The sequence below is a fragment of the Gloeotrichia echinulata CP02 genome (assembly GCA_038087035.1).
In the GTDB taxonomy this organism is placed as follows: Bacteria; Cyanobacteriota; Cyanobacteriia; order Cyanobacteriales; family Nostocaceae; genus Gloeotrichia; species Gloeotrichia echinulata.
Map to the genome: position 1 here is coordinate 279,427 of CP051187.1, position 22,802 is coordinate 302,228.

General features: G+C 41.3%; 25 protein-coding genes. 9 read left to right on the forward strand and 16 right to left on the reverse strand.

Annotation, left to right across the window (positions count from 1 at the left end; translation table 11 throughout):
• The first annotated feature begins 85 nt into the window (after positions 1-85).
• Together HEQ19_01265 and HEQ19_01270 are read left to right on the forward strand one after the other, a co-directional pair.
• On the forward strand, positions 86-727 hold the full coding sequence (locus tag HEQ19_01265) for a Uma2 family endonuclease (protein WYL98357.1): 642 nt from the start codon (positions 86-88) through the stop codon (positions 725-727).
• Positions 728-735: 8 nt separating this feature from the next.
• A complete protein-coding gene (locus HEQ19_01270; GenBank protein WYL98358.1) occupies positions 736-906 on the forward strand; it encodes a hypothetical protein in 171 nt (56 codons plus the stop codon).
• Between the two features lie 294 nt (positions 907-1,200).
• Here the strand turns inward: HEQ19_01270 and HEQ19_01275 are convergent, their stop codons facing one another.
• Positions 1,201-2,496, reverse strand: coding sequence for an ABC transporter substrate-binding protein (locus HEQ19_01275; protein ID WYL98359.1), 1,296 nt, complete (start codon positions 2,494-2,496; stop codon positions 1,201-1,203).
• Positions 2,466-2,705, reverse strand: a complete 240-nt coding sequence (locus HEQ19_01280) for a hypothetical protein (protein WYL98360.1) — start codon at positions 2,703-2,705, stop codon at positions 2,466-2,468. The genes HEQ19_01275 and HEQ19_01280 overlap by 31 nt, the downstream gene beginning before the upstream one ends.
• A 104-nt stretch (positions 2,706-2,809) precedes the next feature.
• On the opposite strand from HEQ19_01280, the gene HEQ19_01285 reads away from it, so the two are divergent.
• Positions 2,810-3,568 carry a YebC/PmpR family DNA-binding transcriptional regulator gene (locus tag HEQ19_01285; protein ID WYL98361.1) on the forward strand — a complete coding sequence of 253 codons (759 nt, stop codon included), beginning with the start codon at positions 2,810-2,812 and terminating at the stop codon, positions 3,566-3,568.
• Between the two features lie 37 nt (positions 3,569-3,605).
• Here the strand turns inward: HEQ19_01285 and HEQ19_01290 are convergent, their stop codons facing one another.
• The 12 genes from HEQ19_01290 to HEQ19_01345 form a co-directional block, all read right to left on the reverse strand.
• Positions 3,606-3,785 (reverse strand): hypothetical protein, encoded by a 180-nt coding sequence (locus HEQ19_01290; GenBank protein WYL98362.1) that lies wholly within the window; start codon positions 3,783-3,785, stop codon positions 3,606-3,608.
• 105 nt (positions 3,786-3,890) lie between these two features.
• Complete coding sequence (locus HEQ19_01295; protein ID WYL98363.1) at positions 3,891-4,499, reverse strand: Uma2 family endonuclease; 609 nt, start codon at positions 4,497-4,499, stop codon at positions 3,891-3,893.
• 77 nt (positions 4,500-4,576) lie between these two features.
• Positions 4,577-5,134, reverse strand: coding sequence for an EF-hand domain-containing protein (locus HEQ19_01300; GenBank protein WYL98364.1), 558 nt, complete (start codon positions 5,132-5,134; stop codon positions 4,577-4,579).
• A gap of 65 nt (positions 5,135-5,199) precedes the next feature.
• On the reverse strand, positions 5,200-5,886 hold the full coding sequence (locus HEQ19_01305) for an SAM-dependent methyltransferase (GenBank protein WYL98365.1): 687 nt from the start codon (positions 5,884-5,886) through the stop codon (positions 5,200-5,202).
• 319 nt (positions 5,887-6,205) lie between these two features.
• Positions 6,206-6,769 (reverse strand): Uma2 family endonuclease, encoded by a 564-nt coding sequence (locus HEQ19_01310; GenBank protein WYL98366.1) that lies wholly within the window; start codon positions 6,767-6,769, stop codon positions 6,206-6,208.
• 24 nt (positions 6,770-6,793) lie between these two features.
• A complete protein-coding gene (locus tag HEQ19_01315) occupies positions 6,794-7,543 on the reverse strand; it encodes an ABC transporter ATP-binding protein (protein ID WYL98367.1) in 750 nt (249 codons plus the stop codon).
• A 15-nt stretch (positions 7,544-7,558) separates the two neighbouring features.
• Positions 7,559-8,377 (reverse strand): ABC transporter ATP-binding protein, encoded by an 819-nt coding sequence (locus tag HEQ19_01320; GenBank protein WYL98368.1) that lies wholly within the window; start codon positions 8,375-8,377, stop codon positions 7,559-7,561.
• Between the two features lie 29 nt (positions 8,378-8,406).
• Entirely contained in the window at positions 8,407-8,919 is a 513-nt protein-coding gene (locus tag HEQ19_01325; protein ID WYL98369.1) for a hypothetical protein, read from the reverse strand.
• Positions 8,916-9,854, reverse strand: coding sequence for a branched-chain amino acid ABC transporter permease (locus HEQ19_01330; GenBank protein ID WYL98370.1), 939 nt, complete (start codon positions 9,852-9,854; stop codon positions 8,916-8,918). The genes HEQ19_01325 and HEQ19_01330 overlap by 4 nt, the downstream gene beginning before the upstream one ends.
• 98 nt (positions 9,855-9,952) lie before the next feature.
• A complete protein-coding gene (locus tag HEQ19_01335) occupies positions 9,953-10,903 on the reverse strand; it encodes a branched-chain amino acid ABC transporter permease (GenBank protein ID WYL98371.1) in 951 nt (316 codons plus the stop codon).
• A gap of 7 nt (positions 10,904-10,910) precedes the next feature.
• Positions 10,911-12,137 carry an ABC transporter substrate-binding protein gene (locus HEQ19_01340; GenBank protein ID WYM03190.1) on the reverse strand — a complete coding sequence of 409 codons (1,227 nt, stop codon included), beginning with the start codon at positions 12,135-12,137 and terminating at the stop codon, positions 10,911-10,913.
• Between the two features lie 196 nt (positions 12,138-12,333).
• Positions 12,334-13,569 (reverse strand): FAD-dependent oxidoreductase, encoded by a 1,236-nt coding sequence (locus HEQ19_01345; GenBank protein ID WYL98372.1) that lies wholly within the window; start codon positions 13,567-13,569, stop codon positions 12,334-12,336.
• Between the two features lie 566 nt (positions 13,570-14,135).
• Here HEQ19_01345 and HEQ19_01350 point away from each other — a divergent pair.
• A complete protein-coding gene (locus HEQ19_01350; protein WYM03191.2) occupies positions 14,136-14,882 on the forward strand; it encodes a pentapeptide repeat-containing protein in 747 nt (248 codons plus the stop codon).
• A gap of 4 nt (positions 14,883-14,886) precedes the next feature.
• Here the strand turns inward: HEQ19_01350 and HEQ19_01355 are convergent, their stop codons facing one another.
• Entirely contained in the window at positions 14,887-15,360 is a 474-nt protein-coding gene (locus tag HEQ19_01355) for a hypothetical protein (GenBank protein WYL98373.1), read from the reverse strand.
• Positions 15,361-15,373: 13 nt separating this feature from the next.
• Between HEQ19_01355 and HEQ19_01360 the strand changes: the two genes are divergently transcribed.
• The 4 genes from HEQ19_01360 (at position 15,374) to HEQ19_01375 (ending at position 18,155) form a co-directional block, all read left to right on the forward strand.
• Positions 15,374-15,634 carry a hypothetical protein gene (locus HEQ19_01360; protein ID WYL98374.1) on the forward strand — a complete coding sequence of 87 codons (261 nt, stop codon included), beginning with the start codon at positions 15,374-15,376 and terminating at the stop codon, positions 15,632-15,634.
• Positions 15,635-15,697: 63 nt separating this feature from the next.
• Entirely contained in the window at positions 15,698-16,597 is a 900-nt protein-coding gene (locus HEQ19_01365; protein ID WYL98375.1) for a YihY/virulence factor BrkB family protein, read from the forward strand.
• A gap of 152 nt (positions 16,598-16,749) precedes the next feature.
• Positions 16,750-17,199 (forward strand): DUF4112 domain-containing protein, encoded by a 450-nt coding sequence (locus HEQ19_01370; GenBank protein ID WYM03192.2) that lies wholly within the window; start codon positions 16,750-16,752, stop codon positions 17,197-17,199.
• 20 nt (positions 17,200-17,219) lie between these two features.
• Positions 17,220-18,155, forward strand: a complete 936-nt coding sequence (locus HEQ19_01375; protein ID WYL98376.1) for an alpha/beta hydrolase — start codon at positions 17,220-17,222, stop codon at positions 18,153-18,155.
• Positions 18,156-18,813: 658 nt separating this feature from the next.
• Here HEQ19_01375 and HEQ19_01380 read toward each other — a convergent pair.
• Positions 18,814-19,548 carry a Uma2 family endonuclease gene (locus HEQ19_01380; protein ID WYL98377.1) on the reverse strand — a complete coding sequence of 245 codons (735 nt, stop codon included), beginning with the start codon at positions 19,546-19,548 and terminating at the stop codon, positions 18,814-18,816.
• 168 nt (positions 19,549-19,716) lie between these two features.
• Between HEQ19_01380 and uvrA the strand changes: the two genes are divergently transcribed.
• Positions 19,717-22,647 (forward strand): excinuclease ABC subunit UvrA, encoded by a 2,931-nt coding sequence (gene uvrA, locus HEQ19_01385; GenBank protein ID WYL98378.1) that lies wholly within the window; start codon positions 19,717-19,719, stop codon positions 22,645-22,647.
• The last annotated feature ends 155 nt before the right edge of the window (positions 22,648-22,802 follow it).

Sequence of the window (22,802 nt, forward strand, 5' to 3'; positions counted from 1 at the left end):
CATTTCCTTGGTGCGCCTAACGCACCGACACACAACGTGGTGCGTTAGACTAAAGCCAATAAGTTGATGAAGTGGATGATAATTTATGAACAAAATCCAAACACAAATCCCCACCGATACCTGGGTGACAGCAACTTGGGATGAATATATCCAAATAGTTGAAGACCCAGCCTATGAAAAAGCCAAGTGCTACTACCACAATCAAAAAATGAGGATTGAAATGCCACCAGTAGGAAATGATCACGCCAGTGACCACACAATTATTATATTTGCTGTTAACCTGTTTGGCAGTATTAAATTTATTGCTTTAAATGGTAAGGATAACTGCACCTACCGCAAAACAGGCTTTGATGATGCCCAACCTGATGTGTCTTATTACATTGGCGAAAATGCTGATGTCATTCCTTTCGGAACTTCAATCATTAATTTAGATATATATCGACCGCCAAATTTAGTAATAGAAGTAGCCAATAGTTCTCTAGCTGATGATAAAGGTGAAAAACGGCTACTTTATGAAGATTTAGGAATAGCTGAATACTGGATAATAGATGTTAAGAATGCCCAAGTAATCGCTTTTGTTATGGAAAATCAAGGTAGTCGAAGAATTACAGAATCTCAGGTATTACCAGGTTTGCAAATTTCTTTACTCAATGATGCTTTACGCCGAACTCGTCAAATGAATCAGGGTCAAGTTGGTGCTTGGTTATTAGCTGAATTTCAGAAGTAATTTGTCATTTGTCATTTGTCATTTGTCATTTGTCATTTGTCATTGGTCATTGGTCATTGGTCATTTGTCATTGGTCATTGGTCATTGGTCATTTGTCATTGGTCATTTGTCATTGGTCATTTGTCATTGGTCATTTGTCATTGGTCTCTCCCAAAGCGCGAACCTCACGGGCGAAGTAATAAGTAAGAAGTAAGATTCATTACTCATTACTCATTACTCATTACTCATTACTCATTACTCATTACTCATTACTCATTACTCATTACTCATTACTCATTACTCATTACTCATTACTCATTACTCATTACTCATTACTCATTACTCATTACTCATTTAATTATTGAGATGTGGTGAGAAATTCGGGTAATCCCCAATCCCCAATCCCTAATCCCCAATCCCTGGTCACTGAGCGGAGCCGTTCGCGTAGCGTCTCGCAGAGAAGTGCAATCCCCATTTGTCACGGGTTCGGCGGATTACTTAAAAATTAAATCTAATCTCTGCTGGGTTAGTTTCAACGCTTCTACAGGCGAACTTTTACCCAACAATACAGATTCAATCGCCCGTCCTAAGCTATCAGAAATTCGATTATAACCAGGAAAAATCGGACGGCTACGCCCATTTTTTGCCTGTTCTAAAAATACTTTTATCTGTGGTTGTTGCTGCATAAATTCTCGATATTTTGCACTTTGACGCGATTTTAAATTTATAGGTAAATAGCCTGTTCCTAACGCCAATTCAGTCTGAAATTCTGCACTAGCAGCATACTCAGCAAACTTAAAGGCGGCTTTTTCTCGTTGTGGTGTAGTTTTGAATAAAAATAAATTCTCGCCACCAATACTAGTTGCTGGTTGTTTATCTACCGGAATGGGAAACACAGCAAAATCTACGCCGCTCTGTTTAAATTCTCCTAAACTCCAAGGGCCAGTTATCTGCATTGCAACTTTACCAGCTACCAAGTTACCGATTTCATAACCGCGTTCCGGTTCTGACAAAATAGCGCTATTATCTGTAATTAAATTCCGCCAAAATTGCAAAGCGGCTATCGCGCCTGGATTATCTGACAACATCACACCTGCTGGATTTTGTCCATCACCATTCACCAACTCTCCCCCAGCACTCCACATAAATGGCAACCAGGTAAATACTGTAAATTCTCCCTTACCCAAAGGTAGAATGATACCATGTTGATCTATGCGCCCATCCCCATTAGTATCACGGGTTAATTGCTTGGCTATTTGGCGTAACTCTTCCCACGTGCGCGGTAATTCAGTAATTCCCGCTGCTTTGAACAAACTCGGACGGTAAAACACGCCAACATTATTTGTCGCAAAAGGTAAAGACCAAAGCTTCCTTTGGTATTCCATTGATCCAAATAAAGCAGGGTCAATTTCGGCTTTGAGTGGTGAATTTTCCAGCATTGCATCTAAAGGAATTAGCGCATCCAGTTCCACCAATTGACCGGCAATTGTGGGATTGTACCACAACAAATCACAAGGTGCATTGCCCACCACTGCTGCTAAAATCTTAGGCATTTGCTGGTCTTGTTGTCCCACATACAGCGACTCTACTTCAATATCTGGGTGGGTTTGATTAAACTTGTCTACCAGCTTTTGCAATACATCCCGATTTGGCGGCGGATTCACTCCTTGCCATAGGGTAATATGAATCACATTACTTTCTTTAGCACTAGGTAACAAAGCCTGACATCCACTTACAGCCAATATTCCCACCAGTATTATCAGCATGAAACTGCTAAAATATTTCCCCATGTTCTTTGTTTTTCTTCCAAACCAGAAGTTTCTCGTTCTAAAGTAGAAGGTTCTCGTTTCAAACCAGAAGTTTCTCGTTCTAAAGTAGAAGGTTCTCGTTTCAAACCAGAAGTTTCTCGTTCTAAACCAGAAGTTTCTCGTTCTAAACCAGAAGGTTCTCGTTCTAAACCAGAAGTTTCTCGTTTCAAACCAGAAGTTTCTCGTTTCAAACCAGAAGTTTCTCGTTGAGAGGCTAAAACTTCTCCCCAATCCCCATTCCCGAATCCCCTACTTGTATCCTAATCTTGAAATACAGTCTAAATAACTTCCGATTATGGCAGGACATAGTAAATGGGCAAATATTAAGCGTCAGAAGGCGGTAGTGGATGCAAAAAGGGGAAACACCTTTACGCAGCTGTCGCGGGCGATTATAGTTGCAGCTAGAAGCGGTATTCCAGATCCAGCGGGGAATTTTCAACTCCGCACCGCCATTGACAAGGCGAAAGCGGCGGGTATTCCCAATGATAATATTGAAAGGGCGATCGCCAAAGGTGCGGGTACTTTCGGTGGGGATAACACCACTTTAGAAGCAATTCGCTATGAAGGTTATGGCCCTTGTGGTGTAGCAATTTTGATTGAAGCCCTCACCGATAACCGTAATCGTACCGCTGCTGATTTGCGTGTAGCTTTTAGTAAAAACGGTGGTAATCTTGGTGAAACTGGTTGCGTAGGCTGGATGTTTGCTCAAAAAGGCGTTTGTGTGGTCGAGGGAGTGGTTGACGAAGAACAGCTTTTAGAAGCATCCCTTGAAGGTAGCGCCGATTACTATGAAATGACCGAGGATGAAACGGCTGAAGTGTTTAGCGAGGTAGAAAATTTAGAGAACCTCAGCCAAACCCTCAAAAACAAAGGTTTTAAGGTAATTGATACCGAATTGCGCTGGATTCCCAGTAATACTGTGGAAGTTACCGCCCCCGATCAAGCGCGATCGCTTCTCAAGTTAATTGATACCCTAGAAGGCTTAGATGATGTGCAAAATGTCACATCTAATTTTGAAATGGCAGAACAGATAATGGCTTTAAGTATTATTTAGTAAAGGCATTTCTGCTCAGTAGCATGGTTCGCATGAGTTAAAAATGACACAACAGATTCACATAAATTACAAACCCATGACATACGGCTATGGGACCGAATTCCTCAGCCAGACGTGCGACTGAGATCTCGAAGTCGCTGCGCTCAATAAAGCCGTTGCCATTATAATCAAAGCTGCGAAAGCGTTTGGAGAGTTTGCGATCAAGAAAATCGTTCATGCTGTTTTTGCCAAACCACGTACCCGCTATATTGTAACATTTACCGACAAGGGTTCGTAGGTAATTTAGAGTTTTCCTCGTCGAAAGTGCGTAAGTCCTAGTTTATTACGCAAACACTCGCGTGAGATGGAGAACAAACCCAGGTAGTACCTCTTCACCAGACAACTCGGTAGGATTTTCTAACATTTGGACAGCGACTCCGGCTCGATAAATTTCCACACGTCGCTGTTGCGGGTTAATTAACCATCCCAATCTGGCGCCGTTGTCCATGTATTCCTGCATTTTAGAGCGCAGTTGGGTGAGGCTGTCTGATTCAGAACGCAACTCGACAACAAAATCGGGACAAAGCGGTACGAATCCTTTTCGCTCTTTGGGGGTGAGTGCTTCCCACCGTTGGCGACTCACCCAGGAAGCATCTGGGGAAAGACGGGCGCCGTTGGGAAGGATAAATCCAGTGGAGGAGTCAAAGGCTTCTCCTAAGTCTTCATGAACTTCGTACCAGTTACCGAGTTGTCTGCTGATACTCAGGTTGCGCTTACCTGATTCGCCTCCTGTGGGGGGATTCACGATTAATTCTCCATCTGCTGTGAGTTCTAGCCTTAAATCTCGATTGGCGATCGCCAACGCCTCGAACTGTTGAGGGGTGACGTGCAAAGTAATCGCATTTGGCAGTTCAATGGAGATGGTTTCTAGTTCGGTGGGTGTTTGTACCATCTTTACCGGTTTGTTAATAAATGTCGGTGGAAGTCCAGCAAATACGTGACTAGGAGATTACTCACGCAGAATTTGAGCTATGAATCGAGGGGGCCTAGCAGCCAGTAGGCGGGAGAATTGGGCGAATCGTCGTCGAAGTAATAAGCGCGGATGGCTTCGAGCAGGTCATGGGTGGTGATGAAGCCATCCCCGTCCTGGTCAAGGTGGCGGAATACTTCGCGAGAATCTTGCTCGGATAGATTCATCCAGGCGCTAGTCCAGCGAATCTCATCAGTAACGGTCAGCTTACCGTCGCCATCTTGGTCAACGATATCCATAATCGCCCAAAGGAAAGGCATATAGCCAGCGTCAAATGCTTCAGGAGTTTCTAGTAGTCCCAACGCAAATGCTTCTTTGTACTCGGCCTCGCTGATACGTCCGTCGCCGTTTGTGTCGGCGACTTGCAAGTATTGATCCCATAAGCCTAGGCTGAGATCGAGCAGCCGTTGTCGAGCGGGGGATTCAAGTTCATGACCGAATTCCTCAGCCAGACGTGCGACTGACATCTCGAAGTCGCTGCGCTCAATAAAGCCGTTGCCATTATAATCAAAGCTGCGAAAGCGTTTAGAGAGTTTGCGATCAAGAAAATCGTTCATCCTGTTTTTGCGAAACCACGTATCCGCTATATAGTAACATTTACCGACAATGGTTAGTAAGTAATTTAGAGTTTTTCTCGAACACGCAACATTTGATTACCATTTTTCTGAAATTCATAGGGCACCTTTTTGATTTCTACTGCATATCCTTGACGTTGTAATTCATCTATCACTGGTTGCACCCAGAGAGACGGTTCACCAGATATATTTACCAGTGGGAAAATGCGTACTTCTTTGGCAACTCGGCACAGTTCTACAATTGATGCTAAATGAAATTCTGCTGATAACAAGTCAGAATAACTAAATAGCAAGTGGGAACACAAAGCTAAATCAAATTGATGATTTACAAAAGGCAAATTAGGCAATTCAGCTTTGATATATCTTCCTTCTGTAATTCCCAGAGGAAAATCTGCCAAAAATTGATTCATCGCTGACATGCGAAGTTCACCCATCATTTCCGGTGACTGGATATCTTGCCAAACATAGTTTTCTAGATTTGCTTTGACACCTTCTATTACTGGTTGATAAGTGTCTTGAATACGTTGGTAAATTGCATCTGCTGTGAATTGATAAATGGGATCGCTAGAGATAACTTTATACCCTTGGCGGGTCATTTCGGCATTAAAACTAGCAGGACCACCAGCACAATCAAGTATATTTGAGTTTAATTCTTCAGCAGTTAAATTAAACATTTTGATGTATTCCCTGAGAGAACGTCCCCAGGGAATGAGGTTTTCTAGTTTAAAACCCATTATTATATATCCTCATAATTTCAATAATTCAAATAATTGTCATACAGTTTTAATAGCGATTCTCAGTTAAGTGAGGTACAAAATTGTATCACGCGGTGTAGGGGCACGTTTTGCCGGCGCCCTACGGGTGTACCTTACTAGGGCGAGAAACTCTATAAGTAGGGTGCGTTACGGCTATGAAAGAATTTGTGACAAGGAGAAAATTAGAATTAGCCGTAACGCACCTGATGCGCCGTTACGTTAGGCGCTAGGATAGTTGTTTGGTGAGAAATTAGCTCAAATAATGCGCCTAACACACCCTACAGTTGCTCAGTAAAAGCTATAACTTTAACCATGCAAATAATTGTCCTACAGTTAAGTTGAGACCACTAACTAAATCTGGAACTGGTAATATATCATGTTCTTCTTGTAAAAGTTCTGGTTGTTGTTTTTGCGGATAAACTAAAACTGAACGCTCATCTGGATCAAGTAGCCAACCTAAACTAGTACCATATTTGAGGCAATGTAAAATATTTCCAGTTACTTTAGTTGGTCTTTGTTCAGGGGAAAGAATCTCAATTGTCCAGTCTGGATGCGCTTCAAAAACATTTGCTACATCTCCATTTTCATCTAGGGGAATGCGTTCCCAAGCAAACACAGTTACATCGGGGATTATCGAACGTCCGCCAAAACTACACCGTAATTCTGGAAAAGCAAGGGCAATTTTATGAGGCTTTACTATACCATTAATATTGGTAACTAGTTCTCCTTGAAGTATACTATGTTTTCCTTGAGGCATTGGCTTTTGAATTACTTGACCATTGATATATTCACTAGCCGGCTTTGTTTCTGGTAGTTTCAAGAACTCTTCTAAAGTTAGGCTTTTAGTTGGTAATTGTATCATATATTTGTACCTTTCGCGCAAATTTTATCCCAAATAAGCCTTTTTCACCCGCTCATCACTAATTAATTCTGCAGCCGCACCTGTTAAAGTAATAGAACCGGCTTCGAGTACATATCCCCGGTCTGCAATTTGCAAGGCGAGATTAGCATTTTGTTCTACTAATAAAATTGTCACGCCTGTAGCCCGCAAATTTTGAATAATGGTGAATATTTCTCTGACAATAGCTGGTGCTAAACCCAGGCTAGGTTCATCTAAGAGTAACAGTTGTGGTCTACTCATGATAGCACGAGCGATCGCTAACATTTGTTGTTCACCACCGCTGAGGGTTCCTGCTAGTTGATTGCGTCTTTGTGCTAACCTGGGAAATAACTCAAATTGGTGTTGAATATCTGCCTTAATCTCTGCTTGATGACTGCGAATATAAGCACCCAATAATAAGTTATCAAAAACCGTTTGCCTAGCTAATACCCTACGTCCTTCAGGACAATGAGCTAGACCAAGTTTTACCACTTCATGCGCTTGACGGCGAGTAATATTTCTGCCATTATAAATAATATTCCCATTTTGAGGATTAACTATTTTTGATATAGCGCGGAGCGTGGTAGTTTTCCCCGCACCATTAGCACCAATTAACGTCACCACCTCGCCTTTTTTAATAGTTAAATTAATTTTTTTCAGAGCCTGAATTCCACCATAATTCACATCAAGGTCTTGAACCTCTAAAATCGTGAAATCTTGCTTATCCTCTACATATCGGCGTGTATCGGCGTTCATCTGCGGTTAAAATCCTCATTCATTACCCAAATAAGCTTCAATCACAGCCGGGTCATTTCTGACCACAGATGGTTCACCCAAAGCGATCAATTGACCAAAATCTAAAACAGCAATGCGATCGCACAAACCCATGACCAAAGGTACATGATGTTCAATCAAAATTATCGTCAAATTAAACAGTTCTCTGAGATTGCGGATAAATTCACTCAGTTGCTGCTTTTCATGAGGATTCATCCCCGCTGCGGGTTCATCGAGGAGTAATATTTGCGGTTCTAGGGCTAAAGCGCGGGCGATTTCCAAACGGCGTTGGTCTCCGTAAGGAAAATTTTTGGCTTTTTCCTCAGCGCGATCGCTCAAGCCTACAAGCTCCAATAAATCTAAAGCTTTCCGCCTAGTTTTGCGTTCTTCTTTAAGCGCTGAAGGCAATCCCATAACCCCTGTAATCATACCACTTTTGGTATGTAAATGTCTGCCGATAATGACATTATCTAAAGCCGATAATTCACCAAACAAGCGGATATTTTGAAAAGTGCGAGCGATACCCAAACCTGCAATTTGGTGGGGACGCAGTTGAGAAATTGCAGCACCTTGATAAAGTAACTCACCACTAGAAGGCGAAATTAAGGACGTAATCAAATTAAACAATGTTGTTTTACCAGCACCATTAGGACCAATCAGACCAAAAATTTCATCTTTACTGACGGCGAAAGATACATTATTTACCGCCACAAGACCACCAAAGCGACGAGTCAAAGCTTTCGCTTCTAAGACGATATTATGAGATAAGTTACTTGGCGAAAATAAACCGTACTGGTTAGGGTCGTCATTTGTCATTTGTCATTTGTCATGAGTAAGGGTCATGTTTATTTTAAGTTTAATTCACACGATGTAGGCAATTGATCAACTAGCCAATTCCCGACCCGGAACTTAGGGTCATCAACTCCTATTTTCACAAGCACAATTCTTGAAGACTGCGGACACTTCCAAGTCTGAGACTCAGGTATGGCTGAGTAAAGATATTCATAAAGTTTAACATCAAAAGCATATCTACCATCCGCTAATTTTTTCCCAGATTTTACCTCAAAAGCCGCATGACTGGGGCTAGAAGTTCCAGAAATATAAGCAGATAGGTCATCATTAGATATTTTACCTTTGAGTCCAGAAGAAACCAGGGTCAATCCTTCCTTCACATTTCTAGTTTTCCAAGCAGATAAGAATTTATCGGCTGTAAATAATGCTCTAACATAATCAGCATTTACAGGTACTGTGGACACAGGTCTAGCTATTTGCGCCTGGCTGGTAGTGCATAAGAACAAAACTGCTATAATAGCTATTAATAAAGGTTTAAATTTTTTGAATTTTTTGAATTTTCTCATGTTTGGCGATTCCGATTACTGGTGCGTCTTTTAAAGATATCTGGTGTCACCAGACCTTGGGGAAAAAATATTGTTCCCACGACAATCAGCAAACCGAAAACAATTAACCGACCATCTCGTAAAAATTGTCCTAACCAATTGGGTAAACCGCCCGTATCCGCAACGTTTCGCAAAATTTCTGGTAAAGCTGTAAATACCATACCACCTACAACCGAACCCAAAAAAGTTCTCGAACCACCAATCAACACAAAAGTTAAATAGATAATACTAGCATCAAAAGTCCCTTGACGGGAATTCCAAGTATTGAGAAAATGGGCACTAATAGCACCGACAACTCCGGCTAGAATTGCTCCAAGGGTAAAGGCTAAAACTTTGTAGGAAGTAGGATTAATTCCCATTGCACCAGCAGCTAATTCATCTTCGCGAATAGCAGTAAAAGCTCTACCAACGCGGATACGTTCTAAGCGATAAAACAACACCATACTAATGATGAGTAATGGTAAAGCAATCCACAAATATTCAATTTGGCTGACGAAAGGTTGAGGAATATTCGGAATCCCAATTGCGCCACCTGTAATATCCAGATTTAGGGAAATAACCCGCAGCACTTCCACAAAAGCAATAGTCGCGATCGCCAAATAAATTCCCCGCAACCGCAGAACAGGAATTCCCACCGCGACACCCAACAAACCACAAATTATTCCTGCAATTATCATTTCCAATAACACCAGAGGAATCGGAAATAAATCTCCAGTAGGAGTTGGAAAAACGGTAGTTGATAGAATTGCTGCAATATATCCACCCACCGCATAAAATCCAGGACTAGCTAAAGATAACTGTCCAGCCATCAAGGGTAAATATAGCGATAAACCCAGCAGCGCCCCTAATACCATAGAGACGATAATTGCGCCGTAAGTATTGATAAAATCTGCCATGTTTTTGAGTTAGGAGTGATTTCATTTTTAAACGCAGAGGAACGCAGAGGTTTACGCAAAGGGGCGCAGAGGTTTTCTGAGAGTTTTTTGTGTGGTATTTAGACTTTTTGTACAAGGCGCCGTCCGAGTAAACCTTGGGGTCTAACTAACAGCATGATAAATAGTATTCCAAAGGCTACTGCATCTTTATAAGCAGAGTATTCACCGGGAACAAACGCTTCTGCTAGTCCAATCACTAAACCGCCGAGAACTGCGCCGGGAATGCTACCTAAACCACCTAAAACAATTACTGCTAAACCCCGTAAACCAAAAGCAATCCCAAAGTATGGTCCTGCAATACTAACACTAGAAGCCACCAAAGTTCCCGCCAAGCCAGCTAAAAAACTGCTAATAAAAAATGTTAGGATAATAAAAGCATCGGTGTTAATTCCTAACAAACTAGCGGTAATTGGATCTTCGGCGATCGCTTGCATTGCTTTCCCATATTTAGTACGATTAATAAAATAAGTCATGATACTGACAATCACTACAGATACAGCAAAAATTACCACCTGTACACTACGAATGGGAATCGGGTTATCAGAACTACCAAAGTTAATTGAAGGTGGTAAATTACCGTAAGCATCTGCGGGAAATGTGTAACTTTCTGCTCCTACTAAATACTGTATTAAGTTGACAATTACCACCGCCACACCCAAGCTAGAAACAACTGTCAACAATGGGTCAGAACCCTTACGGCGCAAAGGTTGAAAAGCAATGCGTTCTGTCGCTACTCCCACCAATCCCGCGAGAATACTTCCTAATATTAAAGCTATGGGAAATGGTAATTTTATCGGTAGAACCGCATTAGCTAGCAAACCGTTAAATCCAAAAGTACCACCGATGAGTGCATATGTGAAATATGCACCCAAGGTAAAAACTGCACCATGAGCTAAATTAATGATGCCCAAAATAGAATAAACTAGGGTATATCCCAAAGCAAAAATCGCGTAGACGCTGCCGATAGATAACCCATTCAAAAATTGCTGTATAAACAGATTCAAATCCATAAGGTAATTACTTGATAAATGTAAATTTCCCCTTGGTTCCGTCTTTTTCCATCTTAATTTGAGCGACGTAAAACTCTTTTTGAACGACATCACCTACAGGTGTAAAAGAAATTTCACCCAGGGGCGTATTATATTTTCCGGCTAGGATTTGCTTATTCAATTCTGTACGCAATTGAGGTAGCGCCAACTTACTAATTTTGCTCTTTTTATCTAAATCCTTCAGCGCTTCTACATACACCTGCACCGCTGCAAAAGCTTGAGCGCTAAATTGAGGTGGTTCTTTTTTGTATTGGTCAACGTAGGTTTTACGAAATGTCGAATTAATCTCATTTTGGTGTTCAGGACTGTAAGCTTGAGCAATAATTACGCCATCGCAAAGTGCTTTACACACTGAGAATATATTAGAACTATTTAGACCATTACCACCAACAATTAAACCTTTATAACCCAGTTCTCGCAATTGTCGCACCAAGTTACCACTATCTGCAACTAGACCAGAAATCACAATTAAATCTGGTTTTAAGTTAATTGCATTCGTAGCTTGGCTTTGAAAATCTGTATCAGTAGTTTGGAACTTTTGTATTGTTACCGTTTCCAGTCCCTGATCCTTCACAGTTTTTTGGAAAATATCCGTTTCCGATTTACTATAGGAATCATTTTGAGCGTAAAAAACTGCTACTTTTTTAATTTGGGGATTTTGCTTGAGTGCAGCTTTAATCGAATTAGGAGCAACAATAGAACTTGGTGCCGATACACGAGCAATATAATCACCAATTTCTGGAATACCTTTAGCCGTATTAGATGCTGCTACAACTGGAACTTTAGCACGTTCGGCAATCGGGTCAGCACTAAAAGCTTGCTGTGACAAAGTAGGACCCACAATTCCTACGACTTTATCTTTATTAATTAAACTTTGAAAAGCGTTAATTGCTCCTGCTTCATCACCACCAGAATCTTGAAACACCAATTTAATCGGTGTACCGTTAATCCCACCCTGATCATTAAAATACTTTTCAGCAATTTTCGCACCAGCAACTCCCTCTTGACCGATTAACGCCACATTGCTAGTTTGAGCAAAAGCCACACCGATAGGAATAGCGCCACCCGTCGTTGCTGTAGTATTAGTTGAGTCATCATTTCGAGAATTCGTACCAGTATTAGCGCCACCACAGGCTGTTAGCAGCAGAGTACAAGTAACAAAAAATGCAGATGTCAGCGCAGCGGATTTTTTCATGAATGAATAATAATCTAGTTTGAGAACCATATTTATTTGACCATGCAACGGCAAAGCTTTCAAGTAAATTAGCTACATTGCTATTGCTTGTATCTTGTAGGCTGCGTCAGATTTGAGAAATTGGTGATTATCACGAGACTTTTGACATCTGACGCACCTTACTAATTTACCAGTTGCGTAACTCCTGAAAAGGTAATTAAGTTAGCCTAGCGCATGACAAATTACTAAAGCTTTTCATAAAGCGGCGATCAATCCAATCTTTCCCACACCACAAGAGTTTATGAGGTGGTAAAATCAGCCTACCTCGGATAGCCATAGCTCGTCCATCCCCTGTACCAATTAAGCTTAAATATTCTTGCTGTGGTTTATAGGGTTTGAGAGATTTTCCTAATAAAAATCGCTGCAAATTCTCAAATAAAGGCTTACCCTGTCGCACAGCAAATACCCCAGCTTTCGGACGGGGATGATTTACCATTGTCGCAATATCACCCGCTGCAAATATGTAGGGGTGCGTTGGCGATTGTAATGTGTCATCTACCAAAATAAAACCTGGCTCATTAGTCCTCAGTCCTGATGTTTTTATCCATTCGGGTGCTGATGCTTGTGTTACCCAGAAAATTTTATTGCACTCTACTATCAACCCAGATTTACATTTGATTTGCAATATTTCTTCTATTCCCCTTTCTGGTTGCAAAAAAGGGTTAGGGGTCAAGTTCTTATGTTCGATTTGACAAACTGTTTCCCCTAAATGCAACTTAATACCACGTCTAATTAAAATTTGCTGAATTTGCAGCCGCACTGACTGATAATAATTCGGCGTCAATTCTGCATCACGTTGAAATAAATGAATTTCTAAATTCTGCCTTGGTTGTTGATTTTGATGCAAAATTCGCTGTAAATGTGCTTGCATCGATAGTGCTAATTCTACACCGCCAGCACCTCCACCGACAATCCCAATTTTAATTGCTTTTTGAGGATTTTTCGCTACAATTTCTACTAGCTGATGCCAATGTTCTAGTAATTGTGAAACTGGTTTAGCTGGAATCGCATATTCTGCTGCACCCGATACAGATATTGTCGCTGGCGTACTGCCAATATCAATAGATATAACATCAAAATCTACCGCTGGATGGTTAGTACAGATCACTTTTTTATTTGCTATGTCAATACCAATTACTCTGTCAATGTACAACTGTGTTTGAGCAAAATTTGCTAAAGGTCTTAAGTCTATATGACATTCATCGTGGCTATAAAATCCAGCAATGTGTCCCGGTAGCATTCCCGAATAAGGTGTATTTGCATCTGTCGTAATCAAAGTCAAACGAACACCAGGTAAGGGTTTCATCCCAAACATCTTCAGCACAATCACATGGCTATGACCACCACCAATCAGCACTAGGTCTTTAACTATCGGCTGTAAATCTTGCTGCATCTGTCTTGAAAATATTGCTGAGTCCTGAGTGGAGATTTATTAGTAAAGGAAGAAATATTATAGCCTCATTGTGAGCAATTCCCGGTGCAATACTGCTCGGTTAAGGAAAATCGTAGGTTGGGTTGAGGCTCTGCGTACTCCTTCGGAGAACCCGCAGGGTAACCCAACAAAGCCCTTCGATAGATTTTTCAGATCCGCTTTTGAATTTTCAGTGCAGGTTTTATGATATAAGTTGATCACATCAGGATCATCCGTATTTCAAAAAAACCCTTGATTGTCTGTTCAGCAACCGAACAGACCAGTCTACTGCTGGCTATTTTCAGGGACTTAGGGAAATCTATATCGTCAGGGTAACAGTCTTTTGTAGTGAGCGCAACTATTTACAGAGTATAGGACAGGGTGCGATATAACAAGCATCTGCGTTTATTTGTTCTTAAATTTATATTTTCGGTTTTTGGTAAATCTAATCCCGACATTTACTAAATATTCAGGATTTGTCTATGGATGGAAAAATCACTTACGCAACTAAATTATTCAAAATAATTTTGGAAATGTGGAGAGTAATTATGAATGGTTATCAGAATGGTAAAATTCTTTTGCCGAGGAATAAAAATTACTTGCCGAATATAGATTTGGGAATAATCACCAGTAGGAGAAAAATCAAGAAAACTAAATTTCCATCCCCCAAGCAACGCTTAAAAATAGCCTTTGAACAGCTAGATAATCATCAAAATCTAGAAACAAGTCTGACTGCAATTGATGATTTAGAGCAAATCGCCCTTGAATATCCACAATTTCACTGGATAATCATGGACAATCTCACTATGTTTGTCCGTAATCATGCGCCCTATCAGCCCCAAGCAGAACTGAAACCTAACACATCCCTAGGAATTCGTCAAGATATTCAAGCAGCTTTGACTGTAATTGCTAGAAGAGATATCAACCAAGACCCAGAAAATGAGCAACTTGATTTGAGTCATACAGACATGAGCGGCGTCAACCTTTCAGGGGCTAATCTAGAAAAGGCAAACCTCTATCAAAGTAATCTTTCAGGCGCAGAACTTTGCGGGGCTAATTTATCTGGAGTAATCCTCACTGCAGCCAACCTCAAAGGCGCAAACCTATCTGGGGCTAATTTGCATCGAACAATCCTCAGTGCAGCCAACCTCGACTGCGCCAACCTCTCTGATGCTAACCTGTATCAGGCTAATCTATATCTAGCGACCCTATATGACGCCATCCTCGATAATACCATGTTTCGTGGGGCAAATCTCAGAGAGTGCAAATTTTCAGATGTAGATATACCAGACTAGCTCCTCATCCCCTCCTTTCCCCCTCGCCCATTCCGTCGGCGCGTTCTCGTGTCAAACTATCAATGGCATCACCTAAGGCAGTGGTTAAGCTTTGGCGAGTTTGGGCGTGGTTATCTTGTTCAATTTTCAAAGCTTGTAGCAGGCGATCGCGTTCTTTGATGAGTGTAATTAATTTAGTTTTCAATTCCTCAAAAGATTCGAGTTGCGAGATTTCTTGTTCAATCGCTGTTTGGAGTGTAGTTTCAGCAAGTGTCCCTTCCTCAAAACCCTGGAGTTTTTGAATTTCTGCTTTTAGGGATGCGATCGCCTGTTGGGACAGCTGAATATCTGTACGGCGTTGTTCTGCCTCTGTGTTATACAGTTTACGCCATCTTTCCGCACTTTCCCAACCTGCATCGCGATCGCGCTGTAATTGCTCCATCTGCTGTTTGAGTGCTTGAATTTCTCCTAACCATTGTTTTGTTAAGTCTTGATTCATAGTTATTTCTCATTTGTCATTTGTCATTTGTCATTTGTCATTTGTCATTTGTCATTTGTCAGTTGTCATTTGTCATTTGTCATTTGTCATTTGTCATTTGTCAGTTGTCAGTTGTCATTTGTCATTTGTCATTACTCATTACTCATTACTCATTACTCATTACTCATTACTCATTACTCATTACTCTTTGTCATTTGTCCGCTCCCCAATCCCCAATCCCCAATCCCCAATCCCCAAATCAGTATTTTTTCGTAAAAAAGAAGTAATAAGATAGATGCGTCGCCACAGAATACTTGGCACATTAGTTGAGAAAACCACACAGTCATAACTCACAATCATGGACAAGCCTCCTTTTGTCCGCTTCTTTCGTCACCTCAATTGGCGCACGCTGAAGAAAACTTTGACGAAGACCATCGAAAGCCGACTTTTAGGACTAGCCTCAGAAATTGCCTTCAATGCCATGTTATCGCTGTTTCCGGCTATACTCGCATTTCTAACAGCCATTGGCTTATTGGCAGAATCTTTGCAAGACACTTTTAAGCAGCTAACGGATCAACTTAGTCACATCATCCCAGAAGAAGCGCTAGATCTGATTGGTGATTTTGCCACAAAAGAAATTGCTAATTCCAAAAATAGTAGCTTGTTTTCTTTGAGTTTTGCACTGGCAATTTGGACTGCTTCTGGCGCCATAAGTGCTGGGATGGCGTCCTTTGATCAAATTCATCAAATTCCCAAACAGAACATGCGCCCCTTTTGGAAAGCCAAACTCGTATCTCTAGGATTAACAATTGGGAGCATTTTACTGTTGTTGCTGGCTTCTTTCTTAATCTTTATTAGTGATATATTATTAAATATTGTCGTCCGTCAACATAGTTATTTAAACTTTTTATCCCATCTTTGGCAACTATTACTGTGGCCTTTAGCTTTAGGTATTATTGCCGCTGCTTTTGGCTTTATCTATAGCTATGGACCGAGTGTGTGGATATCAGGTACACCGATTATGCCAGGAGCAATTTTAGCAGCTATTGTCTGGGCGATTTTATCTGGCTTATTTCGGCTTTATGTGACTAATTTTGGTAACTACAACAAAGTTTATGGTGCTGTAGGCGCTGTGATAGTTTTAATGTTATGGCTGTGGATGAGTTCCTTTGTACTATTGGTGGGAGACCAATTGAATGTAATTGTGGGCGAAGATATGCACTCACCAAAGGACTCGAAGTTTGTCAAAAAATCTTAAGTATGTAGCTATAAATACATTTCGCCGTTGAAAAGTTATAACACAGCAGTAAAATATACGAGAATTCTACGTCCTCAAGAAAGCGATCGCCCCAATGCCCTGATTTTACCTCTCGGTTTTCCACTATTGAACCCGATGCCAAGGCCCCTACCTTGAAGCGCCTACGTCAACTTAGCTGGTTACTCGATAATGCTGTTACCATTCCCGGAACCCATGTTGGTATTGGCTTAGATCCACTTATAGGATTAATACCTATTGGTGGTGATTTTTTAGGAGTCATGCTTTCTTGCTACATTGTCTTAGAAGCCGCGCGGCTAGGCGTGCCTAAAAGGACACTCAGTAAAATGGTCTTCAATATCGTTATTGATGGTTTGGTAGGTTCTATCCCACTGCTGGGAGACTTTTTTGATTTTGCTTGGACGGCTAATACTTTTAATATCAAGCTCTTGGAAGAGTACTTAAAATTCCCCAGCCAAAATAAAAGTGCTGATGGATGGTTTATCTTTGCTGTTTTGGTCGGATTATTAGTCGTGGCTATTATCTTAGTCGCCATCCCAGTTATACTAATTAGATTGTTGTGGCAGTCCTTAATTGGCGGCTAAATTCGTCATTGATAAAAAAAATGAAAGATTGGTGGGATACTACTTTTCCTCAAGGGCGGCAAAGTTTAATTATTACTGATAGTCAAGGTTATCCTGTACAAATTGCTTATGGTGAGAAAGGTACAGGTAAACCGCTGATTTTATTACATGGGATGGGCAACTGGAGCTACAATTGGCGTCACACCATTACGCCATTGTCTAAATATTTTCGCGTAATTTGTTTTGATGCTAAAGGTTATGGTTTTTCCGAAAAACCTTTGTCTCGCCGTGAAAATAACGGACATCAAGTTCTTGAGCTAGCGCGGATTATTCAGGCTTTATGTGATGAACCTGCTGTGATTATCGCCGAATCTTTGGGAGCATTAGTTTCCCTATCCCTGGCTCAAGAATATCCTGAATTAATAGCGCGGTTAGTAGTCATTAATGTACCAATTTTTGCTGAAACTTTACCCCATTGGGGAATGTGGTTATTAGCCAAAACGCCGCTGGAAATACTGCAAACAATTGACTCTTTGCGTCTCGCATATTTGTTTGCGCCTCTATTTCGAGAATTCATGGCAATTCAAAGACGTGGCGTACTATTTGACCCATCCATCCTCAATGAGGAAGATATCTACTGGATATGTTACCCATTTATTGAGTTTCCTGGTACTATTGTCAAAATCGCTGAAGAATTACAAATAGCAGCAAAGGAATTAGAAGATTACCAAACTAATAAACCAAATCTCCTCAGTCAAATTCAAAATAAACTGGATAAAATTTATTGTCCCACACTAATTTTATGGGGTGAGCAAGATAGTTGGTTCCCGGTTAGTCACGGTTACAAATTATATCAATCTCTCCCTAATGCTAAGTTACAAATTCTGCCTAACTGTTGTCATGATGCTGCTACTGGTTCTTCAGAACATCTGAATCTTGAGATTCTTGAGTTCCTGCGGGATACGAATTTTTTATAAGTTAAGAGCCGGAAATTTATTTCCGGCTCTTAACCTAGCAGTATTGGGATGGAGTTTCCCGTCGCTTTTAATAAATAATAAGTGAGAGAAGGCATACCATTCGCCTTAATTCTCCCACTCTGTCATTTGCCACTGGAGCGTTCAGGAATATGTATGGATACTGCCCTTTATTTAGGGGGCTAAAGTGTAATTTAACGACAATATCCAGACAAAATTAATGTTCCTGTTGCGGCAAATGCCAAGGTTCATTACTGTTTATAATCTGCCAATACAAATGATTGGTAGATATAATTATTGTGTACAATCAAATCAATCCGAAAAACTTGTATTTACAAGTAATATGATTGTTTGGTAGACCCTGATAACAACACCCTTGAAGTCGTTTATCTTTTACAAATTTAACTGAATTATTTTTGGCTTGGTTGCCATTTTGGCATTTTTTGAAATTTAATATTTATTGACTGTTGAGTGTTAGTAGTTAGTGGGGTGCGTCAGATTTGAGTTTTTCCTGATTCTCAACAGATTTTTGACATCTGACCCAGCTTACAAAATATTCAAGTTTCAAGTTCCTAGCGTGGCGTTTGGAGTGGTAGGGGCGCAAGGCCTTGCGCCCCTACGGAGCAAGGCCTTGCGCCCCTACAATGTGGGAAAGTCTATCTTAAGTTTCTGGTTCCACTCCTAGCGCCCTTAATTGGGCTGCTAATTTTTCTGCTCGCTGGCGTTCTTGTTCGGCGCGTTGGCGTTCTTGTTCGGCGCGTTGGTGTTCTTGTTCGGCGCGTTGGTGTTCTTGTTCGGCGCGTTGGTGTTCTTGTTCTAGCTGTTGATAAATTTCGTCATAACCCAAAAAACGCTCCCCATCAGGTCGATAAAGCTGTAAGCCTTCTGCTGATAGACCAAAGCGAATTTTTAAGCGAGGACTAGTCCAATCTGCCATTTCGGGGATGATATCCAACCCGTCTTCACCACGCAACCAACCAGACAAATCATGGCTGTCAGGGTCATAAATATAATACTCTTCGACGCCATAACGGTCAAAGAAGAGTAATTTTTTATCCATCTCAGCTTTAGTATTGCTGGGGGAGAGGATTTCAAAGACTACTTGGGGGGAAATTCCTGCTTCTAACCATTGTCGGTAAGAAAGGCGATCGCGTTTTGGTCGGCCCAAGACTACCATAACATCTGGGGCGACAACGATTTTATTCCGTCCCTCGACGGGATACCAAAATAAGTCTCCCGCTACAAATACATTCGGATCATTGGCGAATAACCAATCTAAATTCTGCTTGATCTCCACAAGCCAACGAAACTGTATGGTGTTATTTGCCACTGGTTGTCCATCACAATCGGGGTAGATGACCTCTGGCTGGGTCGGTGCTTGGATTTGAGTTACCATACCTTCACCTTCAGGAGGATTTTTCAGAAATATGCTTTCAAATTAACAATTACTGGATAATAAATCGGAGTTTATTACCCACAACAGTACTATTGTTCTATAATAACGGCTGCAAAGATATTATTATTAAGGACTGTTTCACTAGAAACTCCTTTTCAGCCAGGCGATATGTCAGACGAACAGCTAGCAACATCCTTAAATGGTCATCTTCCTTACCCCAGCCACAAAAATCAGAATACGATTCGGATTCGGGGCGCAAGGCAGCATAATCTTAAGAATATCGATTTGGAATTGCCACGCGATCGCCTGATTGTGTTCACTGGCGTTTCTGGTTCGGGTAAGTCTTCTTTGGCGTTTGATACCATTTTCGCCGAGGGACAACGCCGCTATGTGGAATCTCTCAGCGCTTATGCGCGGCAATTTCTGGGACAATTAGATAAGCCGGATGTGGAGGCGATTGAGGGTTTAAGTCCCGCGATTTCCATTGACCAAAAGTCTACGTCTCATAACCCCCGTTCGACGGTGGGGACGGTGACGGAGATTTACGACTATCTGCGGCTATTGTATGGTCGTGCTGGTGAACCCCATTGTCCCATTTGCGATCGCTGTATTGCACCTCAGACTATTGATGAGATGTGCGATCGCATTATGAATTTACCAGATCGCACCCGATTCCAAATTCTTGCCCCTGTGGTTCGGGGTAAAAAAGGTACTCACCGCAAGCTGTTATCCAGTTTGGCTTCCCTTGGTTTTGTCCGTGTGCGGATTAATGGGGAGGTGCGAGAACTTTCTGATTCTATTGAATTAGATAAAAATTTGACACACACGATTGAAGTTGTCATTGACCGCTTGGTGAAAAAAGACGGTATTCACGAGCGTTTGGTTGATTCATTGTCTACCTGTCTCAAGCAATCTGGTGGTATTGCTACCATTGTCCTTGGTCATGACCAAGGCCAAACAACAAATGAGAGTGAAGAAGAGTTAGTATTTTCTGAGAACTTTGCTTGTCCAGAACATGGGGCGGTAATGGAAGAATTATCCCCGCGATTGTTCTCTTTTAATTCGCCTTATGGTGCTTGTCCTAATTGTCATGGCATAGGAACTTTAAAACGATTTTCGCCTGATTTGATAGTACCTGACCCAGAAACGCCTGTCTATGCGGCTATTGCCCCTTGGTCTGAAAAAGATAATTCCTACTATCTGGAATTGCTGTATAGTGTGGGGCAAATTTATGGATTTGAGTTGCAAATGTTTTGGAGTCAGTTAACAGCAGAACAACAGCAAATTGTTTTGTATGGGGAGGACGAGCAAAAAACCGCCCAGGCACAGAGAAAACAGAGTTTTAAAGGGGTTATTCCCATTTTACAACGGCAATATGAGGGGGGGTCGGAGTTAGTTAAGCAGAAGTTAGAAGACTATTTGATTGACCAGCCCTGTGAGGTTTGTGGGGGAAAAAGGTTAAAGCCGGAAGCTTTGGCGGTGAGGTTAGGTCAATATGGAATTCTGGATTTCACTAGCGTTTCTATTCGCGATTGTCGAGAGAGAATTGATCAGTTAAAGTTGAGCGATCGCCAAGTTAAAATTGCTGATTTGGTGCTGAGAGAAATTAAGGCGAGATTGCAATTTTTATTGGATGTCGGTTTAGATTATCTCAGTCTTGACCGTCCCGCAATGACCCTTTCTGGTGGGGAAGCACAACGCATTAGGCTAGCAACACAAATTGGTTCTGGCTTAACAGGCGTTCTCTACGTTTTAGATGAACCAAGTATTGGTTTACATCAACGCGATAATGGCAGATTACTCACAACTTTAACGAAATTGCGCGATTTGGGTAATACTTTAATTGTAGTTGAGCATGATGAAGAAACAATTCGTGCAGCCAACCACATTGTTGATATTGGCCCCGGTGCAGGAATTCATGGGGGACATATTATCGCCCAAGGTGATTTACAAGCTTTGCTAACAGCAGAAGATTCCTTGACCGGTGCCTACTTATCAGGAAGGCGGGTAATTAATACGCCAACAACACGCCGGGAAGGAAATGGACGCAGTTTGCTAATCACAAACGCCCATCGCAATAATTTAAAAAATATCAATGTCGAAATTCCTCTAGGTAAACTTGTCGCGGTCACTGGTGTTTCTGGTTCTGGTAAATCTACTTTAATTAATGAATTACTTTATCCAGCATTGCAACATCACTTACTTAAAAAAGTTCCCTTACCCAAAGAAATGGATGCAATTAAGGGATTAAATTCTATTGATAAAGCAATAGTCATTGACCAATCTCCCATTGGACGCACACCACGTTCTAACCCCGCGACTTATACAGGGGTTTTTGATATTATTCGGGATGTATTTACTCAAACTGTCGAAGCCAAAGCTAGAGGTTACAAACCTGGACAATTTTCTTTTAACGTTAAAGGTGGACGTTGTGAAGCTTGTAGTGGACAGGGAGTAAATGTCATTGAAATGAACTTTTTACCCGATGTTTACGTCCAATGTGAAGTTTGTAAAGGTGCAAGATACAACCGCGACACTTTGCAGGTAAAATATAAAGATAAATCTATTTCTGACGTTCTCAACATGACCGCTGAGGAGAGTTTAGAGTTCTTTCAAAACATTCCTAAAGCCGTCACTCGGTTACAAACTTTGGTGGATGTCGGGTTAGGTTATGTGCAATTGGGACAACCTGCAACTACCTTATCTGGAGGCGAAGCACAGCGGGTGAAATTAGCCACAGAATTATCACGCCGCGCCACAGGTAAGACACTTTATTTAATCGATGAACCCACAACAGGGTTATCTTTTTACGATGTCCACAAATTGTTGGATGTCTTGCAAAGATTGGTAGATAAAGGAAATTCAATTTTAGTAATTGAACACAATTTAGATGTAATTCGTTGTGCTGATTGGGTTATAGATTTGGGTCCTGAAGGTGGCGATAAAGGAGGAGAAGTAATTGCGGTGGGTACGCCAGAAGATGTAGCCCAAAATCCCCGGTCTTATACTGGGGAGTATTTGCGCCACGTTTTGCAGCAGTATCCAGCAAATGCAACTACTAGTCAACCGCCCCACCCACAAGGAGATCGGGTATTTTAGCGTAGGCGTAGCCCGTCCCAGGTATCGCTTGTTTTTGTCCTGACCTCACCTCACAAAATCGCGTTGCTCCCTGGTTAAAATGGGGTTAACTACTTCCAAATTCAAAATAAAAGCACCCTATCCCTAATTCCTGTTTTCTCAACCAACATCTCAAA